Genomic DNA, 15,308 nt, shown 5'->3' with positions numbered 1-15,308 from the left:
GGCGCTCCCGGCGGGTCACGGCCCCGGAGCGGCGCTCCCCGCGGGGGTCACCCCTTCGCGAAGCGGTCGATGGCCGCCCGGATCAGCTCGCCCGTCTCCTCGCCGCCGAGGTGCCCCGCCTTCTCCACCACGTGCAGCTCGGCGTCCGGCCAGGCGCGGGTCAGCTCCCAGGCGGTGGTGAGCGGTCCGCCCATGTCGAGCCGGCCGTGGATCAGGACCCCGGGGATGCCGGCGAGCCGGTGCGCGTCGCGGATCAGGGCGCCCTCCTCCAGGAAGGCGCCGTGCGCGAAGTAGTGCGAGCAGATCCGGACGAAACCGAGCCGGGTGTCGTCGACCCGGTCGGTGTACGGGGTCCCCATGCCCTCCATCGAGAGGACGGCGTCCTCCCAGGCGCACCAGTCGGCCGCCGCCTTCTCCCGTACGGCCCGGTCGGGGTGGTTCATCCGGGCGGCGTACTCGGCGACGGGCTCCGCCGCGTGGTTCGCCCCCGCGCGGAAGCGCTCGTGGGCCTCGGGGAAGAAGCGGCCGACGCCCTCGTACAGCCAGGCGGTCTCGGAGCGGCGGGTGGTCGTGACGGCCGCGATCACGATCTCCGAGACGCGCTCGGGGTACGCCTCCGCGTAGGCCAGGATCAGCGTGGAGCCCCAGGACCCGCCGTACAGCAGCCACTTGTCGATCCCGAGGTGCTCGCGCAGCCGCTCCATGTCGGCCACCAGGTGCGCGGTGGTGTTCACGGACATGTCGGCGGCCGGGTCGCTCGCGTGCGGGGTGGAGCGCCCGCAGCCCCTCTGGTCGAAGAGGACGACCCGGTACGCCTCCGGGTCGAACCAGCGCCGGCTGCGCGGGGAGGAGCCGGAGCCCGGCCCGCCGTGCACGACGAGCGCGGGCTTGCCGTCCGGGTTCCCGGAGACCTCCCAGTGGATGCGGTTGCCGTCGCCCACGTCGAGCAGGCCCTGGTCGTACGGTGCGGTCCCGGTATGCATCCGGCCGACGCTACCGGCCGGGCCGGGCTACGGCGCGCCGTTTTCCCGCACCCGTACGGCCGGGTCCTCGCACCACTCCAGGAGCGAGGGCCACTCCCCGTACCCCGAGTCGGGGTTGAGGTGCTCGCCGTCCGGTACGAGGTCCAGGTCGAGGCCGAGCGGGATGCCGTAGTGCAGGTCGGCGCCCTCGGGGCAGTACGGGTCCCCGTCCCCGTACACGAGCCGCGCCTTGAGTCCCGCCTCCGTCAGGTCGAGGCCGTCGGCGAAGGCGGCGATCTCCGGGATCGAGGCGGTGACCTGCGGGGACGGCGGGGCGACCAGGAGGACCCGGTCGGCGTCCGGGCGGCGCTCCCCGGCGCGCAGCCACAGCAGCACCGAGAGGCTGTGCGCGAGGACCACGAACTCGCCCTCGGCCGGGCGCTGCCCGTGCTTCTCCAGCGCGTCGAGCCACGCGTCGAGCCCGGGCGCGTCCGGCTCGGGCAGCTGGGGGTAGCGGACCTCGTGGCCGCGCTCGCGCAGCTCCCCGGCGAGCCAGTGCTGCCAGTGCGCGGGCGGGCGGCGGTTCTGGAAGCCGTGCAGGATCAGGTACGTGGTCATGGCGTGATCTTGCGACGGCGGGGGCCTGCCGGTCCACCACCGGCCACGGGTCGGACGGTGTTCAGGACCGGAGGGAGAGCAGCTCCCGCACCCCGGCCTTGAGCCGGTCGGCCGACAGGGCCTGCTCGACCGTCAGGTGGTGCATGACGTCGGGCGAGAACGGCGCGAGCGCCAGGTGCGCGAGGAGCGTGCTGTCGCTGCCCGGCCTGAGCTGCCCGATGAGCAGGGCCATGTGCGTGTGCATCACCCGGTAGGCCCCGCTGTGGTAGCGGGCGCGGGGTGCGGCGGAGTGCGCCGCGAGCAGCAGGGCGCGCTGTGCGGCGACGCGGTCGACCAACGCGTCGAGGAAGGCGTCGAGCCGTTCGGCGGCGGGGGCGCCGGGGCCCAGCGGGGGAGGGCCGCTCATGTACGCCTCCTGGAAGCGGCGCTCGCGCTCGTCGAGGAGCGCCCACAGGAGCTGGGAGACGTCGCCGAAGCGGCGGTAGACGGTGCCGACGCCGATGCCGCTGGCGTGGGCGACCTGGTTCATCGTGACGGCGTCGGGGCCTTCCTCGGCGACGATCCGGGCGGCCGCGTCGAGGATCCGGCGCCGGTTGCGGGCCGCGTCGGCGCGCTCGGGGGCGGGGGAGTCGACGGTCGGGAGCAGGCTGAGCACCGGCACCGCCGCCCTGGCTCCGGACCGGTCTCCGGACTGGGGGTTCTCCGTGCTCATCTGCCGACTCCTGTTCGCTGAGCCCCGTCCCCCTCGGTCGCTGTTCTGAGGTGAGCATACCTGTTCCCCTTGCAAAGCGGATAACAATCCGCTTAACCTCTGCCACAGGAACCGGAAAGCAATCCGCTTCGCTCGTCGAGTTCGGCTGAGGAGAGTCCACCATGTCCGTCAAGGTCGCCGTCATCTACTACTCGGCCACGGGATCCGTGCACCAGCTCGCCCAGGCCGTCGCCGAGGGCGCCGAGAAGGCCGGCGCCGAGGTCCGCCTGCGCCGGGTGCCCGAGCTCGCCCCCGACGCCGCCATCGACGCGAACCCGGCCTGGCGCGCCCACGTGGACGCCACCGGTGACGTGGAGGTCGCCACGCTCGACGACCTGGAGTGGGCGGACGCGTACGCGCTCGGCTCGCCGACCCGCTTCGGCAACGTGGCCGCGCAGCTGAAGCAGTACGTGGACACGACGGGCGGGCTCTGGCAGCGCGGCGTCATGGCGGACAAGCCCGCGACCGCCTTCACCAGCGCGCACAACGTCCACGGCGGCAACGAGTCGACGCTGCTCGCGCTCTACAACACCTTCCACCACTGGGGCTCGGTCATCGTCTCGCCCGGCTTCACGGACCCGGCGGTGTACGCGGCCGGCGGCAACCCGTACGGCACCGCGCACCCGGGTGCCAACGGCGCCCCCGGCGAGGAGGTCCTCCAGGCCGCCCGCTACCAGGGCGCGCGCCTGACGCGCATCGCGAAGCGGCTGAAGGGTCTGGCGGACGACTGACGTCCGACACGGAAGCACCCCCGGGGAAAAGGCCCCCCGGGGGTGCTTCCGTTTGCGTTCTCAGGCGAGGGAGAGGAAGAGCTTCTCCAGTCGGGCCCGCATCGCCTCGGGGTCCTCGCCGTTCTTGCGGCCGCCCTCGATGTCGGTCAGGCACTGCTGGAGGCCGGTCGCGATGATCGCGAACCCGGCCCGGTCGAGGGCGCGGGAGGCGGCGGCGAGCTGGGTGACGACCTCCTCGCAGTCACGCCCCTCCTCGATCATCCGGATCACGCCGGAGATCTGGCCCTGGGCCCGGCGCAGCCGGTTCAGGACGGCCTTGAGTTCGGCGCCCGCGAGATCGAGTTCCACTGCCACTCCTAAACAGATACCCCAGGGGGTAATTTACTCCCCGGCGCGGGGTTCCGTCGAAGTCCAAGGATGACACCTGTCAGGGCGTGTAGCGGCGGAGGAACATCTCCACCCCGTCGACCACGAGCCGCTCGCTCAGCTCCTCGGTGAGCTCGGTCCCGTACTGCTCGAACACCATCTGCGGGAAGACCAGCAGCGAGTACAGCTGGAGGACCGCTACCTCCAGGTCCGGGATCGCGAGCCGGCCCCGGTCGGCGAGGGTGCGCAGGGCGTCCGCGACGGCGGGGTGGTGGCCGGCCGGGCCGTGCGCGCCCCAGGCGCGGCCGAGCTCGGGGAAGCGGTGGAGCTCGGTGGCGACGAGGGTGCGCAGGGCGCGGCCCTCGGCGTCGGAGCGTACGGCCAGGGCCCAGGCGCGCCCGGCCTCGGTGAGGGCGGCGCGCAGGTCGTCGGCGTCGGCGAGCCGGGAGAGGTCGGGGCCGTCGGTGTCCCCGTGCAGGGGTTCGTCGAGGGCGCCGGCGACGACGGCGGTGAAGAGGGCTTCCTTGCTGCCGAAGTGGTTGTAGACGGTCACCTTGGAGACGCCCGCCTCGGCGGCGATGGCGTCCATGCCGACGCCGAAGCCCTCGCGGAGGAAGAGGTCGCGGGCGGCCCGTACGACGGCCTGCCGCTTGCGGGCGGCGCGGGGGCCGGTGGGGGCGGGCTTCGGATCCATGCCGGGAGCGTACCAAGCGAACTGTACTGTTGAGTTCAACTGTACTGTGCCGTACAGTTCAGTTATGTCGACCGACCTCGCCCCCGCCGACGTCCGCGCACGCCGCTGGACGGCGCTCGCGCTGATCTGCGCGGCCCAGTTCATGCTGATCCTGGACGTCACCGTCGTGAACGTCGCCCTGCCCGCCGTCGCCGCCGACCTGGACCTCGGGCGTACGGCCCTGACCTGGGTGGTCACCGCGTACACCCTCTGCTTCGGCGGCCTGATGCTCCTCGGCGGCCGGCTCGCCGACGCCCTGGGCGCCCGCCGCGTCCTCCTCACCGGCCTCGCCCTCTTCACCGCCGCGTCCCTGGCCTGCGGCCTCGCGCCGAACGCCGCCGTCCTCCTCTCCGGCCGCGTCGCCCAGGGCATCGGCGCCGCCCTGCTCTCCCCGGCGGCGCTGGCCCTCGTCACCACCACCTTCCACGGCCCGGAACGGGCCAAGGCCCTCGGCGTCTGGGCGGCGATCGGCGGCACCGGCTCGGCCGTCGGAGTCCTCCTCGGCGGCGCCCTCACGGCAGGCCCGGGCTGGCCCTGGATCTTCTACGTGAACGTCCCGACGGGCCTGGCGCTCCTGGCCGCACTCCCGAAAGCCCTCCCGAAGGACAAGCCCACGGCAGGGACCGGCCCCCTGGACATCCCGGGCGCGATCCTGGTCACCACCGCCACGGGCGCGCTCGTGTACGGCCTGATCAGGGCGGGCGACTCCGGCTGGACGAGCCCGGCGACCCTGCTGCCGTTCCTGGGCGCGGCCGCCCTCTACGCGGCGTTCGCGGCAGCGGAACGAAGGACCCGCACCCCGCTCATGGACCTGCGGATGCTGACCCGACGCCCGGTCGTCGCCGGCTCCCTCCTCATGCTGGTCGCGACGGCGCTCCTGATCTCGTTCTTCTTCCTGGGCTCGATGCTGCTCCAGCGCGTCCACGGCCTGGACGCCTTCCGCACCGGACTCCTCTTCCTCCCGGTCGCGCTCACCACGGCCATCGGCGCACACCTCGGCTCCCGCCTGGTCACGACGGCCGGCCCGCGCGCCTGCGCCACCGGCGGCATGGCCCTCGCGGCGGCGGGCTGCCTGCCGCTCGCCTTCCTGACCCCGACCGCCGACCCCTGGACGACCCTCCTGCCGTCCCTGGCGACGGCGGCCCTCGGCCTGGGCGCGGTCTTCGTCACGGCCACCACGACGGCCCTCGGCCTGATCCCCCCGCACGAGGCCGGCCTCGCCTCGGGCATCGTCAACACCTTCCACGAGGTCGGCGGCACCATCGGCGTGGCCGTGACCTCCACCCTCGCCCTGGGCACGGCAGGCTTCACGACCACCTTCACCCTCCTCACCGTCACGGCCACGACGGCAGCCCTGACGGCCCCCCTCCTCATCCCCCCGGGCAGACCCCGCACGACGGGCGGGGCCCACGGGGTGCACTGAGGGCGGAGGGACTCACTCCGTCCCGGACGGCTCGGCGGCCCGTGCCCGCGGCGCCCGCCGCTGCTCGAACTGGCCCACGTGCGTGACCACCGAGCCGTAGAAACGGTCGACCGCCTCGTCGATGCTGCGGATGAAGCCCGACTCCGTGGTGCCCCGGCTGTTGCCCATGCCCTTGAAGAGCGACAGCCGGAAGCCGGTGATGACGGCACTGTCCTTGGGTAGCAGGTCACCCGGCTCGGGGCGCAGGCGCTCCAGCGTCCCCCGAGGACCGCTCCGGCCCTCGATGAGCGTCTCCACGTGCAGGTCGGCGGGAGCCTCGTCCAGGACTCGCAGGAGCCGCTTCGCGACCGAGAGGGGGTAGGCACCGTCAGGGGCCGGTACATCGATGGACGTGCGGATCTTCCCGGTGCGGAGGTCCGCGGTGATGGACAGGATGCTCTGTGCTCCGTCGACGCGCAGCTCCGCGGAGAGCTTCCCCTCCTCGCAGAGCCGGTCGGCGAGTGCCGTACGCCGGGACTTGGGGTCGGTGCCGCGCCCGGCCCGCTGCACGGGCAGCGTCTTCTGCCCGAGCTCGCCGCCCAGCCGCAGACAGACCTGACGGATCAGCCGCTCCCAGCTCTCCACGACCTCCACCGCGCGGGGATCGCCCTGGCACAGGGTTTCGGCGTCGATCCCGTTGCGTACGGGCACCCAGGACGGCCCCATGTTCTGGAAGCCGTGACAGCCGGAGTTCTCGTGCTGGAGGTAGTGGAGCAGCTCCTGGAGGAGCCAGGCGTGGGCGGCGTTGCCCACGCCCTCGTGCCGGATCAGCATCTGGGCCTGGTGGGCCACCTCGGCCCACGAGAGGTGCCAGAGCGAGACCTTGTGCTTGCGCCTGCCGTCCGTCTTGACCTCGACGAGCGGACTGCCCTCCAGGGCCACGTCGTTGGACAGGGTGATGACGGCCTCGTATCCGCGCCGGGCGGCGATGTCCATGTAGTTCTGGACCTGCTCCGACTTCAACGGGTTGCCGTTGGTCTTCGTCTCGACGAGCGCCGTCCACAGCTTTCCGGCGCGCTCCGTCCGGATGACGCCGTCAGGGCGCTTCGGGCTGTCTCCGTGAGGGAGGGACACCTCGGTGAAGGTCTGCATCCGTCCCGCGGGCGCCCCGAAACCGGCGGTGAGGCGCCTGCCGAACTCGGGGACCTCCGCCATCACCGAGAGCAGGACCGAGGTCGCGCGCACCTCGCGCTCCCGGTCGCTCTTGTACGAGGGGACGGGGAAGAGGCGTGCGGGCTTCCAGGTGTCGTTCTCCGCCAGGGACTTCTTCGCGGCCTTCGGGAGGGTGACCTTCTTCTTGGCCGTACGGGTGGCGCGGCGCCGGGCGGGCTCGGGCGTGCTGCCTCCCGCGCCGGCCTGTGCGGGGATCGGGACGGTGCCGGCGGCCTGCGGACCGGGGGTGGCGCCGGACGCGGGAGAACCGTCCGCCTCGGCGACGCCCGGCGAGGGGGCGGCAGAGGAGGGAGCGGCCGTGGTGGGTTCGGCGGCGGAGAGGCCGTCTGCGGGGAGGTCGTCCGTGGAGGGTTCGTCCCCCTCGTCGACGGCGATGCCGAAGTCGGTGGCGAGTCCGGCGAGTCCGGTCTCGTATCCCTGGCCGACGGCACGGAACTTCCACTCGTCGTTCCGCCGGTAGAGCTCACCGAAGATGAAGGCCGTCTCGACCGTGGCGTCCTCGATGGAGAAGCCGAGCAACGCCTCGCCCGAACGGTCGGTGACCGTCATGCGCAGGTCGTCCAGATCGCCGAAGCGAGCGCCGCCGTACTGGCTCGCCGCCACCACGATCGTGGCCACGTCCTCGGGGATCGCCGTGAGGTCCAGGCTGATCCGGTCCTCACTGCCGTTCTCCGTCGGGACCTTGCCGAGCAGCTGCACGCTGCCGTCCTCGGCGGCCGGGTGGTTGTAGAAGTAGAAGTCGGTGTCGCCGCGCACCTTGCCGCCGGCGTCGACGAGCAGCACCGAGACGTCCGCGTCGCCGTCACCCGTCGCACTGCTCCAGCTCAGACCGACGACGACCCCGCCCGTGTCTTCGCTGAGGGTGGCCAGCCCGATGTTGGCCCCCTTGGACATCTCGTGCATGTGTCCCCCCGGACCCTCGCGATGTGATGTACGCCCCAGAAGGGAACCGTAGCGTCCGCAACGGGAGGTCGGGGAGGAAATGTGAAAGCCGGACGAACCCGGGGGCCGAAGCCCCGAACGTCCCCGGAAGGCGTGCTCGGGGTTTCGCTCCCGGATACGGATCAGTCCTGGCTCGGGCCCGTCTCGTCGATCGGGCGGATGACCACCGGGTAGTCCGGGGAGCCGGGCGGGACCGGGCAGCGGGCCACCTGGGCGGCGATCTCCGTGACCCGGTCCAGGGAGTCGCAGTCGACGAGCCAGTAGCCGGCGAGGACCTCCTTGGTCTCGGCGTACGGGCCGTCGGTGACGACCGGCTCGCCCTGGGCGTCCACCGTGACGAAGCGGGTCGTGGACGGGGCGGCGAGGCCCTGGGCGTCGACCATCTCGCCGCGCGCGGACACCTCCTCGCTGATCGCGTTCATGTGGGCGAACATGGCCTTGAGCTGCGTCTTGTCCCAGGCGGGGTACCGCGCGGAGCCGTGGCCCGTCATCGCCTCGTAGTCGGCCTGCGCTCCCTGGACCATCACCAGGTACTTCATGACGTCCTCCTCGTCGATCTCTGCGATTACTGCCTCTCGCAGCACAGTCGGAGCCGGTCCGCCGTTCTCGACACCGCGCGGACGGAAACCGGGAAAAGAGGAGAAATCACTCGACCGCACCATGATTCCGGTGTGAACGCACTCACCTACTCCGCCGCCTTCATCGCCTTCTTCTCCGTCGTCGGGCCCCCGAAGGTGCTCCTCGCCTTCGCCGGGCTCGCCCAGGTCCACGAGGTCCGGCAGCTGCGGCTCATCGCGCTCATCTCCTCCGGCGCGGCCGTCCTCGTCGGGCTCGTCACCGGCATCACGGCACCATGGCTGCTCGACCTCTTCCACATCAGCCCGCCCGCCCTCCAGCTCGCCGGCGGCGTCATCTTCTTCATCTACGCCGTCGGCCTCGTCCTCGGCCTCCACCTCGGCTCCGACGGCACCCACCAGGACTCCCCCGACCTGGTCAGCGGGGTGCGCGAGCTGCTCATGCCGTACGTCGTGAGCCCGCTCGCCATGACCGCCGTCCTCATCGAGGCGGCCGCCCGCGACTCCTTCACCTGGCGCTCGACGGTCGTCGGCGCGTACGTGTCCGTCATCGCCCTCGACCTCGTCTGCGTCCTTCTCCTCACCCGGATCCTGCGCCGCACCCACCACGCCACGATCGAGCTCCTCGGCCGCCTGCTCGGCCTGCTCCTCGCCGCCGTCGGCGTCGACCTCATCCTCGACGGCCTCTATGACCTGGGAGTCCCGGGCCTGGAAGGACGTCACTGAGGGCTGCTCAGCTCCCGCTCCAGCGGTGTCCGGAAGCGGGGCGTCACCCGCACGTCCCCCAGCCACCGCGCCAGCCGCTCCGCCTCCGCCCCGATCGCCCGCTCCGCCTCCGCGCCCACGTCGGCGAGGAGCCGGCGGGCGAGGGAGCCGTCCGGGCGCTGCGCCCAGCCGCCGACGATCCGGCCGTTCCACCACACCGTCGGCCCGATGTTCCCGCTGCGGTCGTACAGCGCCGCCCGGTGGTCCGGGTCCAGGTACCAGTCACGACCCCGCCACCCCATCGTCGTCGGGTCCAGCGCGGGCAGCAGCGCCGCCCACGGCTCCGGCTCCGGTAGGGGCCCCAGATCGTCCGGCAGGACGAAACCCGTCCCCTCGTCCACCGTCACCGGCACCGCCCCCACCGCCGCAAGCGCCTTGCGGACGTCCGTGACCCTCCACCCCGTCCACCACGTCAGGTCCGCCTCGGTCGCGGGCCCGCACGCCCCGAGCCACCGCCCCAGCAGCTCGGCCCGCGCCCGGGCCGGATCCTGTACGGGACGGGCGTCGCCCAGCGCCCAGCGGAAGCGGCTCGACGTCCACGAACCCTGCGGCCGGCCCCGTACGATCCGGCCCTCCATGCCCAGCACCCGCAGCACCCGGCTCGCCACGGACTGGACCCCCTCCTGGCGGGTCCCCGGCCCGTACACGTACGTCGACCTCAACCTCGGTACGGCCTCGCCGAGTTCGGCCCCGGTCGCCTCGCCCCGCGCGCCCAGCTCGGCGAGGACGAGCCGCTCGGTCTCCGCGAGCCAGTCCCCGCCGTAGTCGCTGCCGGCCGCCAAGTGCTTGAGGAGCGTGGTCCGTTCGCGGACCGCGGCCGGCTCGGTCGTCGAGGCCTGGACGTCGGCGGCCAGGGAGGACGGGAAGACGAAGACCGTGTGCCGCATGCCGTGCATACGGACCAGGGACCCGTCCTCGTACAGCGCCCTCTCCACCGTCCCCACCGGCTCGACGCCCTCCGCCAGCCGCGCCCCCACCGCGAGGAACACGCTCGCCGGATCCGTCGCGTGCAGCGCCACGAGCGCGCCCCCGACCTCCGCCGCGGACTTCGCCCGCGCGCCCCCGGCCAACCGGTGCCGTACCCCGAGCCGGGCCCGCCGCTCGGCGGCGTCGATGATTCTGGTCTCAGCCATGCGGTCAAGGATGGCTTCAGGAGGCGGCCGGGCGGAGGAACTCCGCCACCGTCTTCACGAACTCGTCCTCCTTCTCGAAGAACATGACGTGGCCGGCGTCGATCTCCGCGTACGTGCTGCGGGCGATCGCCGCGTGCAGCTCCCTGCTGTTCTCCACCGGCACCGTGGCGTCCTGCGCACCCCCGATGACCAGCGTCTCCGCCGTGATCCGGGGCAGCAGCCCGCGGATGTCGACCCCGAGGTCGAGCGCCACGTGCCGCAGGGTGCCCGGGGTGGGCGGCATGTTCGGGATGAGGGCCTCGACGCCCTCACGTCCGATCGAGTTGAGGAAGCCGCGGCTGAATCCGGTCATCGTCACGCTCCGCCCGAAGCCCGCCGGGTCGTACGCGCCGAGCCGCTGCCACAGCGTGAACAGGTTCCGCAGGTACTCGTCGCCGTCGGTGTACGCCCACCCCGCCACCAGCACAAGGCGTGCGACCAGGTCCGGGCGGAGGGCGGCGACGGCCGCGGACAGCGGGGCCCCCATCGAGAACCCGAGCAGGTCGACCGGGCCGGTCCCCGCGTCCTCGATGACCGCGACGATCTGCGCGGCGAGCGTCTCGACGGTCAGCGGGCCCCCGTCGTCGACGGTCCGGTCGGCACCGGACAGGTCCAGGGTGATCACCCGGCGGTCGGCGGTGAAACGGGGCGCGGTTTGGCCCCAGTTGATGACGGCACCACCGGAACCGGTGCCGTGGACGAGGAGAAGGGCGGGCCCGGCGCCCGAACCCTCGATGTCGTAGTGGACGCGGGCGGTGCCGACGGTGACGGTGGCCATGATGGCTGCTCCCGGTGGAGGGGGTGGTGAAACCCGGTGTGTGCCCCGACCACCCCCGGCGGAGGCGGTCGCTGCCTGACACCGAGGACTCTGCCGACCCCCGAAAACCGACGGGAGAGCCTTCCCGACCCTGGGACCGGCAGTCCCTGGATACGGCCCCGCCCCACTGCCGGGGCCGCGCGCCCCGCGGACCGCCCCACTGCCGGGATCGCGCGCCCCGCCCGTCCCCGGACACGGCCCCGCCCCACGGTCGCGTCCCGTGGACCGCCCGTCCCCGGACACGGCCCCGCCCCACCGTCGCGTCCCGTGGACCGCCCGTCCCCGGACACGGCCCCGCCCCACCGTCGGCGTCGCACGACCCAGGGACCGTCAGTCCCTGGATACGGTCGCCCGCACCCGGCACCATGATCCGCATGACGATCGACCGCCGTGAACTCGCCGACTTCCTGCGCCGCTCCCGCGAGCGGGTCCGCCCCCAGGACGCGGGCCTCCCGGCCGGACCCCGGCGCCGTACCCCCGGACTGCGCCGCGAGGAGGTCGCCCAGCTCGCGGGCATGTCCGCCGACTACTACATCCGCCTGGAGCAGGCCCGCGGCCCGCAGCCCTCGCCGCAGATGCTCGCCGCGCTCGCCCGCGCGCTGCGCCTCGACACCGACGAGCGCGACCACCTCCACCTCCTCGCCGGCCACCGCCCGCCCGCCGGCGCCACGGCCGGCGACCACGTCGCCCCCGGCCTGCTGCACCTGCTCGACCAGCTGGACACGACCCCCGCGCAGGTCCTGAGCGACCTCGGGGACGTCCTCGCGCAGAACGCGATGGCCCAGTCCCTGCTCGGCGGGGTGTGCACGGTGTCGGAGCACGGGCGGAACGTGGCGTGGCGCTGGTTCGCCGACCCGGCCGCCCGTACGGCGTACCCGGCCGAGGAGCACGCGTACTACAGCCGCCTCCACGTCGCCGACCTGCGCGCGGCCGTCGCCCGCCGCTCCGGCGACCCGGCGGCCACCCGGCTCGTGGAGCGCCTGCACGGGGCGAGCGAGGAGTTCACGGAGCTGTGGGAACGGCACGAGGTGGCGGTCCGCCGGCACAGCCGGATGCGGGTCGCGCACCCGTTGATCGGCACGGTCGACCTGGACTGCCAGGTGCTGCTCGCCCCGGAGGGCGAACAGCGCCTCGTCCTCCACACCCCGCCGCCGGGCACGGACGCGGGGGAGCGCCTGGCACTGCTCCGGGTGGTGGGCACGGAACAGTTCACGCCCAGCTCCTAGAGCCGGTCCGACTCACCCGGCCGCCCGCTCGCCCAACGGCCGTCGCCGCAGGGCCGGATCGGTGAGGAAGGGCGGCTTCCAGGCGCCGTCCGGCTGGTAGAGGTTGGTCCCGGGCGGCACGATCGCGTCGATCCGGTCGAGGGTCTCGTCGGTGAGGACGACGGTCGAGCCCTTCAGCAGCCCCTCCAGCTGCTCCATCGTCCGGGGCCCCAGGATCACGGAGGTCACGGCCGGGTGCGCGGCGGCGAAGGCGATCGCCAGCTCGGGCAGGGAGCACCCGATGGACTCGGCGACGTCGACGAGGGCCTCGACGGCGTCGAGCTTGGCGGCGTTCACGGGCAGTGCGGGGTCGAAGCGGTGCGGGGTGAGCGCGGCCCGCCCGCTGCTGAGGTCGATGGGCTGCCCCTTGCGGTACTTGCCGGTGAGGAAGCCGGAGGCGAGCGGGCTCCAGGTCAGCACGCCCATCCCGTACTTCTGGGCGGTGGGCAGCACGGAGGCCTCCACGCCCCGCGCGAGCAGCGAGTACGGCGGCTGCTCGGAGCGGAACCGGCGCAGCCCGCGCCGCTCGGCGACGGCGTGGGCCTCGACGATCTCCTCGGCGGGGAAGGTGGAGCAGCCGAAGGCCCGGATCTTCCCCTGACCGACGAGGTCACCGAGGACGTCGAGGGTCTCCTCGATGTCGGTCCGGTGATCGGGCCGGTGCACCTGATAGAGATCGATCCATTCCGTACCGAGCCGCTTGAGGCTGTTCTCGACGGCGAGGGTGATCCAACGCCGGGATGAGCCGCCCTTGTTGGGTCCTTCGCCGCCCATCGGGAAGTACACCTTGGTGGCGAGGACGGTGGCCTCGCGGCGCCGGGAGTCGCGCAGCGCCTTGCCGACGATCTCCTCGGACTCGCCGGCCGAGTACATGTCGGCCGTGTCGACGAAGTTGATGCCCTGGTCGAGGGCGGCATGAATGATCCGTACGGACTCCTGATGGTCCGGATTGCCGACCGCCCCGAACATCATGGTGCCGAGGCAGTAGGTGCTGACGTCGATCCCGGTCCCGCCGAGTACCCGATAGCGCATGCGCGCACTCTAGGGAGTGAAGTGCACTCCAAGGCAAGGGCTTCAAAGTCCTTGCCGGCGTACGAAATCGAGAATCAGCCCGCCCAGCAGCTCCGGCCGCTCGAGATGCACATCGTGCCCGGCGCCGGGGAGGCTGACGCCCCGCAGCCCGGGCCGTGCCCGGGCCATGTCCGCGTACTGGTCACGACCGATGATCCCGCCCTCCCCGAGCACGACGAGACCGGGGCAGGTGACGGCGGCCCACTCCTCCCGGAAGTCCCGCCGGGCGTTCTCGTGGAGGGACCGTTCCATGACCTCGGGGTCGAAGCGCGGCCAGAGCCCGCCGTCGCGCTCCTCGAGCCCGTCGGCCCACCCTTCGCCGACGGCCCGCTTGCCGTCCCCCAGGTACGCGACGGCCGCCTCCCGCGAGGGGAACGGCACCGGCCAGGCCCGCAGCCAGCCCCCGATCTGCTCCGGCAGGCCGGGCTCGGGCTCGCCGGGTCCGGCCTCGACGAGGACGAGCGCGCGCGGCAGGTCGGGGCGGGCGGCGGCGGTGAGGAGCGCGGTGTGCCCGCCGAGCGACTGACCGATCAACAGGGGCCGTACGAGCCCGAGTTCCTCGACGACGGCGAGGACGTCGGCGACGTACGCGGCACGGGAGACGTCCGCCGGGAGCCGCTCGCTGCTCCCGTGCCCGCGCTGGTCGAGGGCGACGACCCGGTGGCCGGCGTCCCGGAGCAGCCGCGCGAGGGCGTCCCACTCCCCGCAGTGCCCGGCGAGTCCGTGGAGGAGGAGGGTGTCGGGCCCGGAGCCGCCCGACCGGCCCCAGTCGCGGCAGGAGAGCCGTACACCGTCACGTACGAGAACGACACGCTCGGTCCAGGAAGAAGAGCTCATCCCGCCATGATCCCCGGAGGCTGGAGGAGTTGATCGGCGACGGCGGTGCGGGCGTAGAGGACGGAGCGGCCGCTGCGGTGGGCGGTGACGAGTCCGGCGTTGCGGAGGGCGACGAGGTGCTGGGAGACGCCGGCGGCGGACATGCCGCAGTGGGTGGCGAGCTGGGTGGTGGAGGCGGGGGTGTCGAGCTCGGTGAGGAGCAGGGTGCGGGAGCGGCCGAGGACGGCGGCGACGGCATCGGTGGCGGCGCTGGTGCGAGGCTCCCAGACGCCCCCGAAACCCCGTGCCGGATAGGCGAGTTGCGGCGGATCGGGATGAACGGAACGGGTGAGGACCTGCGGCCAGGCGAAGACCGAGGGGATGAGCAGCAGCCCGGAGCCGGCCTGGTCGCGGGTGAGCGCGCAGTGCCGCCGTACGAGCCGCAGGGTGCCGTCGTCCCACCGCACGGTCTCGTGGAGTTCGCTCAGGACCCGCGCCGAACCGTGCTCGGCGACCTGCCGCGCCCGGTGGAAGACATCGGCCTCCAGGACCTTCTGGATGCGGGCCCAGTAGGGGGCGAGGGCGATTTCCCAGTACGTCTCGATCTCGTCGGCGACCTTGGGGAGGACGGCCGAGGGGTCCTCGCGCAGCGAGCGGAGCCGGGCCGGGTCGACGCCCTTCCGCTCCAGGGTGTCGAGGTCGTCGATCACGTCGGCGGCGGGGGAGCGGCGCAGGGCGTCGAGCTCGGCGTCGAGGGTGGGGAAGGGGCCGGCGGGGGTGGGGTTGAGGAAGTCGGCGAGGTAGCCGTGGGCGGGGACGAGGGCGGCGAGCCAGCCGCGATCGAGGCCGGCGCGGACGATCCGGGGCCGGACCTGGGCGGCCCAGCGGCTGTGGGCGGCGGAGTCGCGGTGGTGGGCGACGATGCGGTAGCTGGTGACGACTTCCCACATGGGGGAGACGGCGAAACGGGTCTGGGCGAGGTCGGCGGCGGAGAAACTGAGCCCGGCTTCCATGCGTGCCACGTCCTGGAGTAGGCGAATGGATTCGCTCTGACCTTAATCATTGGAGGGGGAGGGGGGCGGGAAAACA

Annotated in this window: 16 protein-coding genes; 4 read left to right on the top strand and 12 right to left on the bottom strand. The window is 73.0% G+C overall.

Going from position 1 to position 15,308, the window contains the following annotated elements:
* Window positions 1-47 precede the first annotated feature (47 nt).
* From pip to ACF07V_RS33935, 3 genes are all read right to left on the bottom strand, one after another.
* On the bottom strand, window positions 48-983 hold the full coding sequence (gene pip, locus ACF07V_RS33945; RefSeq protein WP_392159524.1) for a prolyl aminopeptidase: 936 nt from the start codon (window positions 981-983) through the stop codon (window positions 48-50).
* 27 nt (window positions 984-1,010) lie between these two features.
* On the bottom strand, window positions 1,011-1,580 hold the full coding sequence (locus tag ACF07V_RS33940) for an RBBP9/YdeN family alpha/beta hydrolase (protein WP_392159523.1): 570 nt from the start codon (window positions 1,578-1,580) through the stop codon (window positions 1,011-1,013).
* Between the two features lie 61 nt (window positions 1,581-1,641).
* Complete coding sequence (locus tag ACF07V_RS33935) at window positions 1,642-2,292, bottom strand: TetR/AcrR family transcriptional regulator (protein WP_392159522.1); 651 nt, start codon at window positions 2,290-2,292, stop codon at window positions 1,642-1,644.
* A gap of 161 nt (window positions 2,293-2,453) precedes the next feature.
* Here ACF07V_RS33935 and wrbA point away from each other — a divergent pair, with 161 nt between their 5' ends.
* Complete coding sequence (gene wrbA, locus ACF07V_RS33930; RefSeq protein WP_392159521.1) at window positions 2,454-3,062, top strand: NAD(P)H:quinone oxidoreductase; 609 nt, start codon at window positions 2,454-2,456, stop codon at window positions 3,060-3,062.
* A gap of 60 nt (window positions 3,063-3,122) precedes the next feature.
* Here wrbA and ACF07V_RS33925 read toward each other — a convergent pair whose 3' ends face one another.
* Both ACF07V_RS33925 and ACF07V_RS33920 read right to left on the bottom strand, forming a co-directional pair.
* Complete coding sequence (locus ACF07V_RS33925) at window positions 3,123-3,410, bottom strand: metal-sensitive transcriptional regulator (protein ID WP_030685455.1); 288 nt, start codon at window positions 3,408-3,410, stop codon at window positions 3,123-3,125.
* A gap of 79 nt (window positions 3,411-3,489) precedes the next feature.
* Window positions 3,490-4,122, bottom strand: a complete 633-nt coding sequence (locus tag ACF07V_RS33920; protein ID WP_392159520.1) for a TetR/AcrR family transcriptional regulator — start codon at window positions 4,120-4,122, stop codon at window positions 3,490-3,492.
* 64 nt (window positions 4,123-4,186) lie between these two features.
* On the opposite strand from ACF07V_RS33920, the gene ACF07V_RS33915 reads away from it, so the two are divergent.
* Window positions 4,187-5,584: a DHA2 family efflux MFS transporter permease subunit gene (locus ACF07V_RS33915; protein ID WP_392159519.1), complete on the top strand. Its 1,398-nt coding sequence runs from the start codon at window positions 4,187-4,189 to the stop codon at window positions 5,582-5,584.
* A 12-nt stretch (window positions 5,585-5,596) separates the two neighbouring features.
* Here the strand turns inward: ACF07V_RS33915 and ACF07V_RS33910 are convergent, their stop codons facing one another.
* Window positions 5,597-7,699 carry a TerD family protein gene (locus ACF07V_RS33910; protein WP_392159518.1) on the bottom strand — a complete coding sequence of 701 codons (2,103 nt, stop codon included), beginning with the start codon at window positions 7,697-7,699 and terminating at the stop codon, window positions 5,597-5,599.
* A gap of 161 nt (window positions 7,700-7,860) precedes the next feature.
* Window positions 7,861-8,277 carry a YciI family protein gene (locus tag ACF07V_RS33905; RefSeq protein WP_392159517.1) on the bottom strand — a complete coding sequence of 139 codons (417 nt, stop codon included), beginning with the start codon at window positions 8,275-8,277 and terminating at the stop codon, window positions 7,861-7,863.
* A 132-nt stretch (window positions 8,278-8,409) separates the two neighbouring features.
* On the opposite strand from ACF07V_RS33905, the gene ACF07V_RS33900 reads away from it, so the two are divergent.
* Window positions 8,410-9,039 carry a MarC family protein gene (locus ACF07V_RS33900; protein WP_392159516.1) on the top strand — a complete coding sequence of 210 codons (630 nt, stop codon included), beginning with the start codon at window positions 8,410-8,412 and terminating at the stop codon, window positions 9,037-9,039.
* On the opposite strand, the gene ACF07V_RS33895 is transcribed toward ACF07V_RS33900, so the two are convergent.
* Both ACF07V_RS33895 and ACF07V_RS33890 read right to left on the bottom strand, forming a co-directional pair.
* Window positions 9,033-10,211 carry a winged helix DNA-binding domain-containing protein gene (locus ACF07V_RS33895; RefSeq protein ID WP_392159515.1) on the bottom strand — a complete coding sequence of 393 codons (1,179 nt, stop codon included), beginning with the start codon at window positions 10,209-10,211 and terminating at the stop codon, window positions 9,033-9,035. The genes ACF07V_RS33900 and ACF07V_RS33895 overlap by 7 nt on opposite strands.
* 16 nt (window positions 10,212-10,227) lie before the next feature.
* A complete protein-coding gene (locus ACF07V_RS33890; RefSeq protein ID WP_392159514.1) occupies window positions 10,228-11,028 on the bottom strand; it encodes an alpha/beta fold hydrolase in 801 nt (266 codons plus the stop codon).
* Between the two features lie 404 nt (window positions 11,029-11,432).
* Between ACF07V_RS33890 and ACF07V_RS33885 the strand changes: the two genes are divergently transcribed.
* Window positions 11,433-12,293, top strand: a complete 861-nt coding sequence (locus ACF07V_RS33885; protein ID WP_392159513.1) for a helix-turn-helix transcriptional regulator — start codon at window positions 11,433-11,435, stop codon at window positions 12,291-12,293.
* Window positions 12,294-12,305: 12 nt separating this feature from the next.
* On the opposite strand, the gene ACF07V_RS33880 is transcribed toward ACF07V_RS33885, so the two are convergent.
* The 3 genes from ACF07V_RS33880 to ACF07V_RS33870 are packed head-to-tail and all read right to left on the bottom strand — an operon-like array spanning window position 12,306 to window position 15,232.
* Window positions 12,306-13,364 carry an aldo/keto reductase gene (locus ACF07V_RS33880; protein WP_392159512.1) on the bottom strand — a complete coding sequence of 353 codons (1,059 nt, stop codon included), beginning with the start codon at window positions 13,362-13,364 and terminating at the stop codon, window positions 12,306-12,308.
* 42 nt (window positions 13,365-13,406) lie between these two features.
* Window positions 13,407-14,240: an alpha/beta fold hydrolase gene (locus tag ACF07V_RS33875; protein ID WP_392159511.1), complete on the bottom strand. Its 834-nt coding sequence runs from the start codon at window positions 14,238-14,240 to the stop codon at window positions 13,407-13,409.
* Window positions 14,237-15,232, bottom strand: a complete 996-nt coding sequence (locus ACF07V_RS33870) for a DUF5937 family protein (RefSeq protein WP_392159607.1) — start codon at window positions 15,230-15,232, stop codon at window positions 14,237-14,239. Before ACF07V_RS33870 ends, ACF07V_RS33875 begins: the two co-directional genes overlap by 4 nt.
* Between the last annotated feature and the right edge of the window lie 76 nt (window positions 15,233-15,308).

Origin of the sequence: Streptomyces sp. NPDC015661, from assembly GCF_043077765.1 — a bacterium.
In the GTDB taxonomy this organism is placed as follows: domain Bacteria; phylum Actinomycetota; class Actinomycetes; order Streptomycetales; family Streptomycetaceae; genus Streptomyces.
The sequence above is the reverse complement of the archived record's forward strand: the minus strand, read 5'-3'. Positions and strand labels throughout refer to the sequence as shown.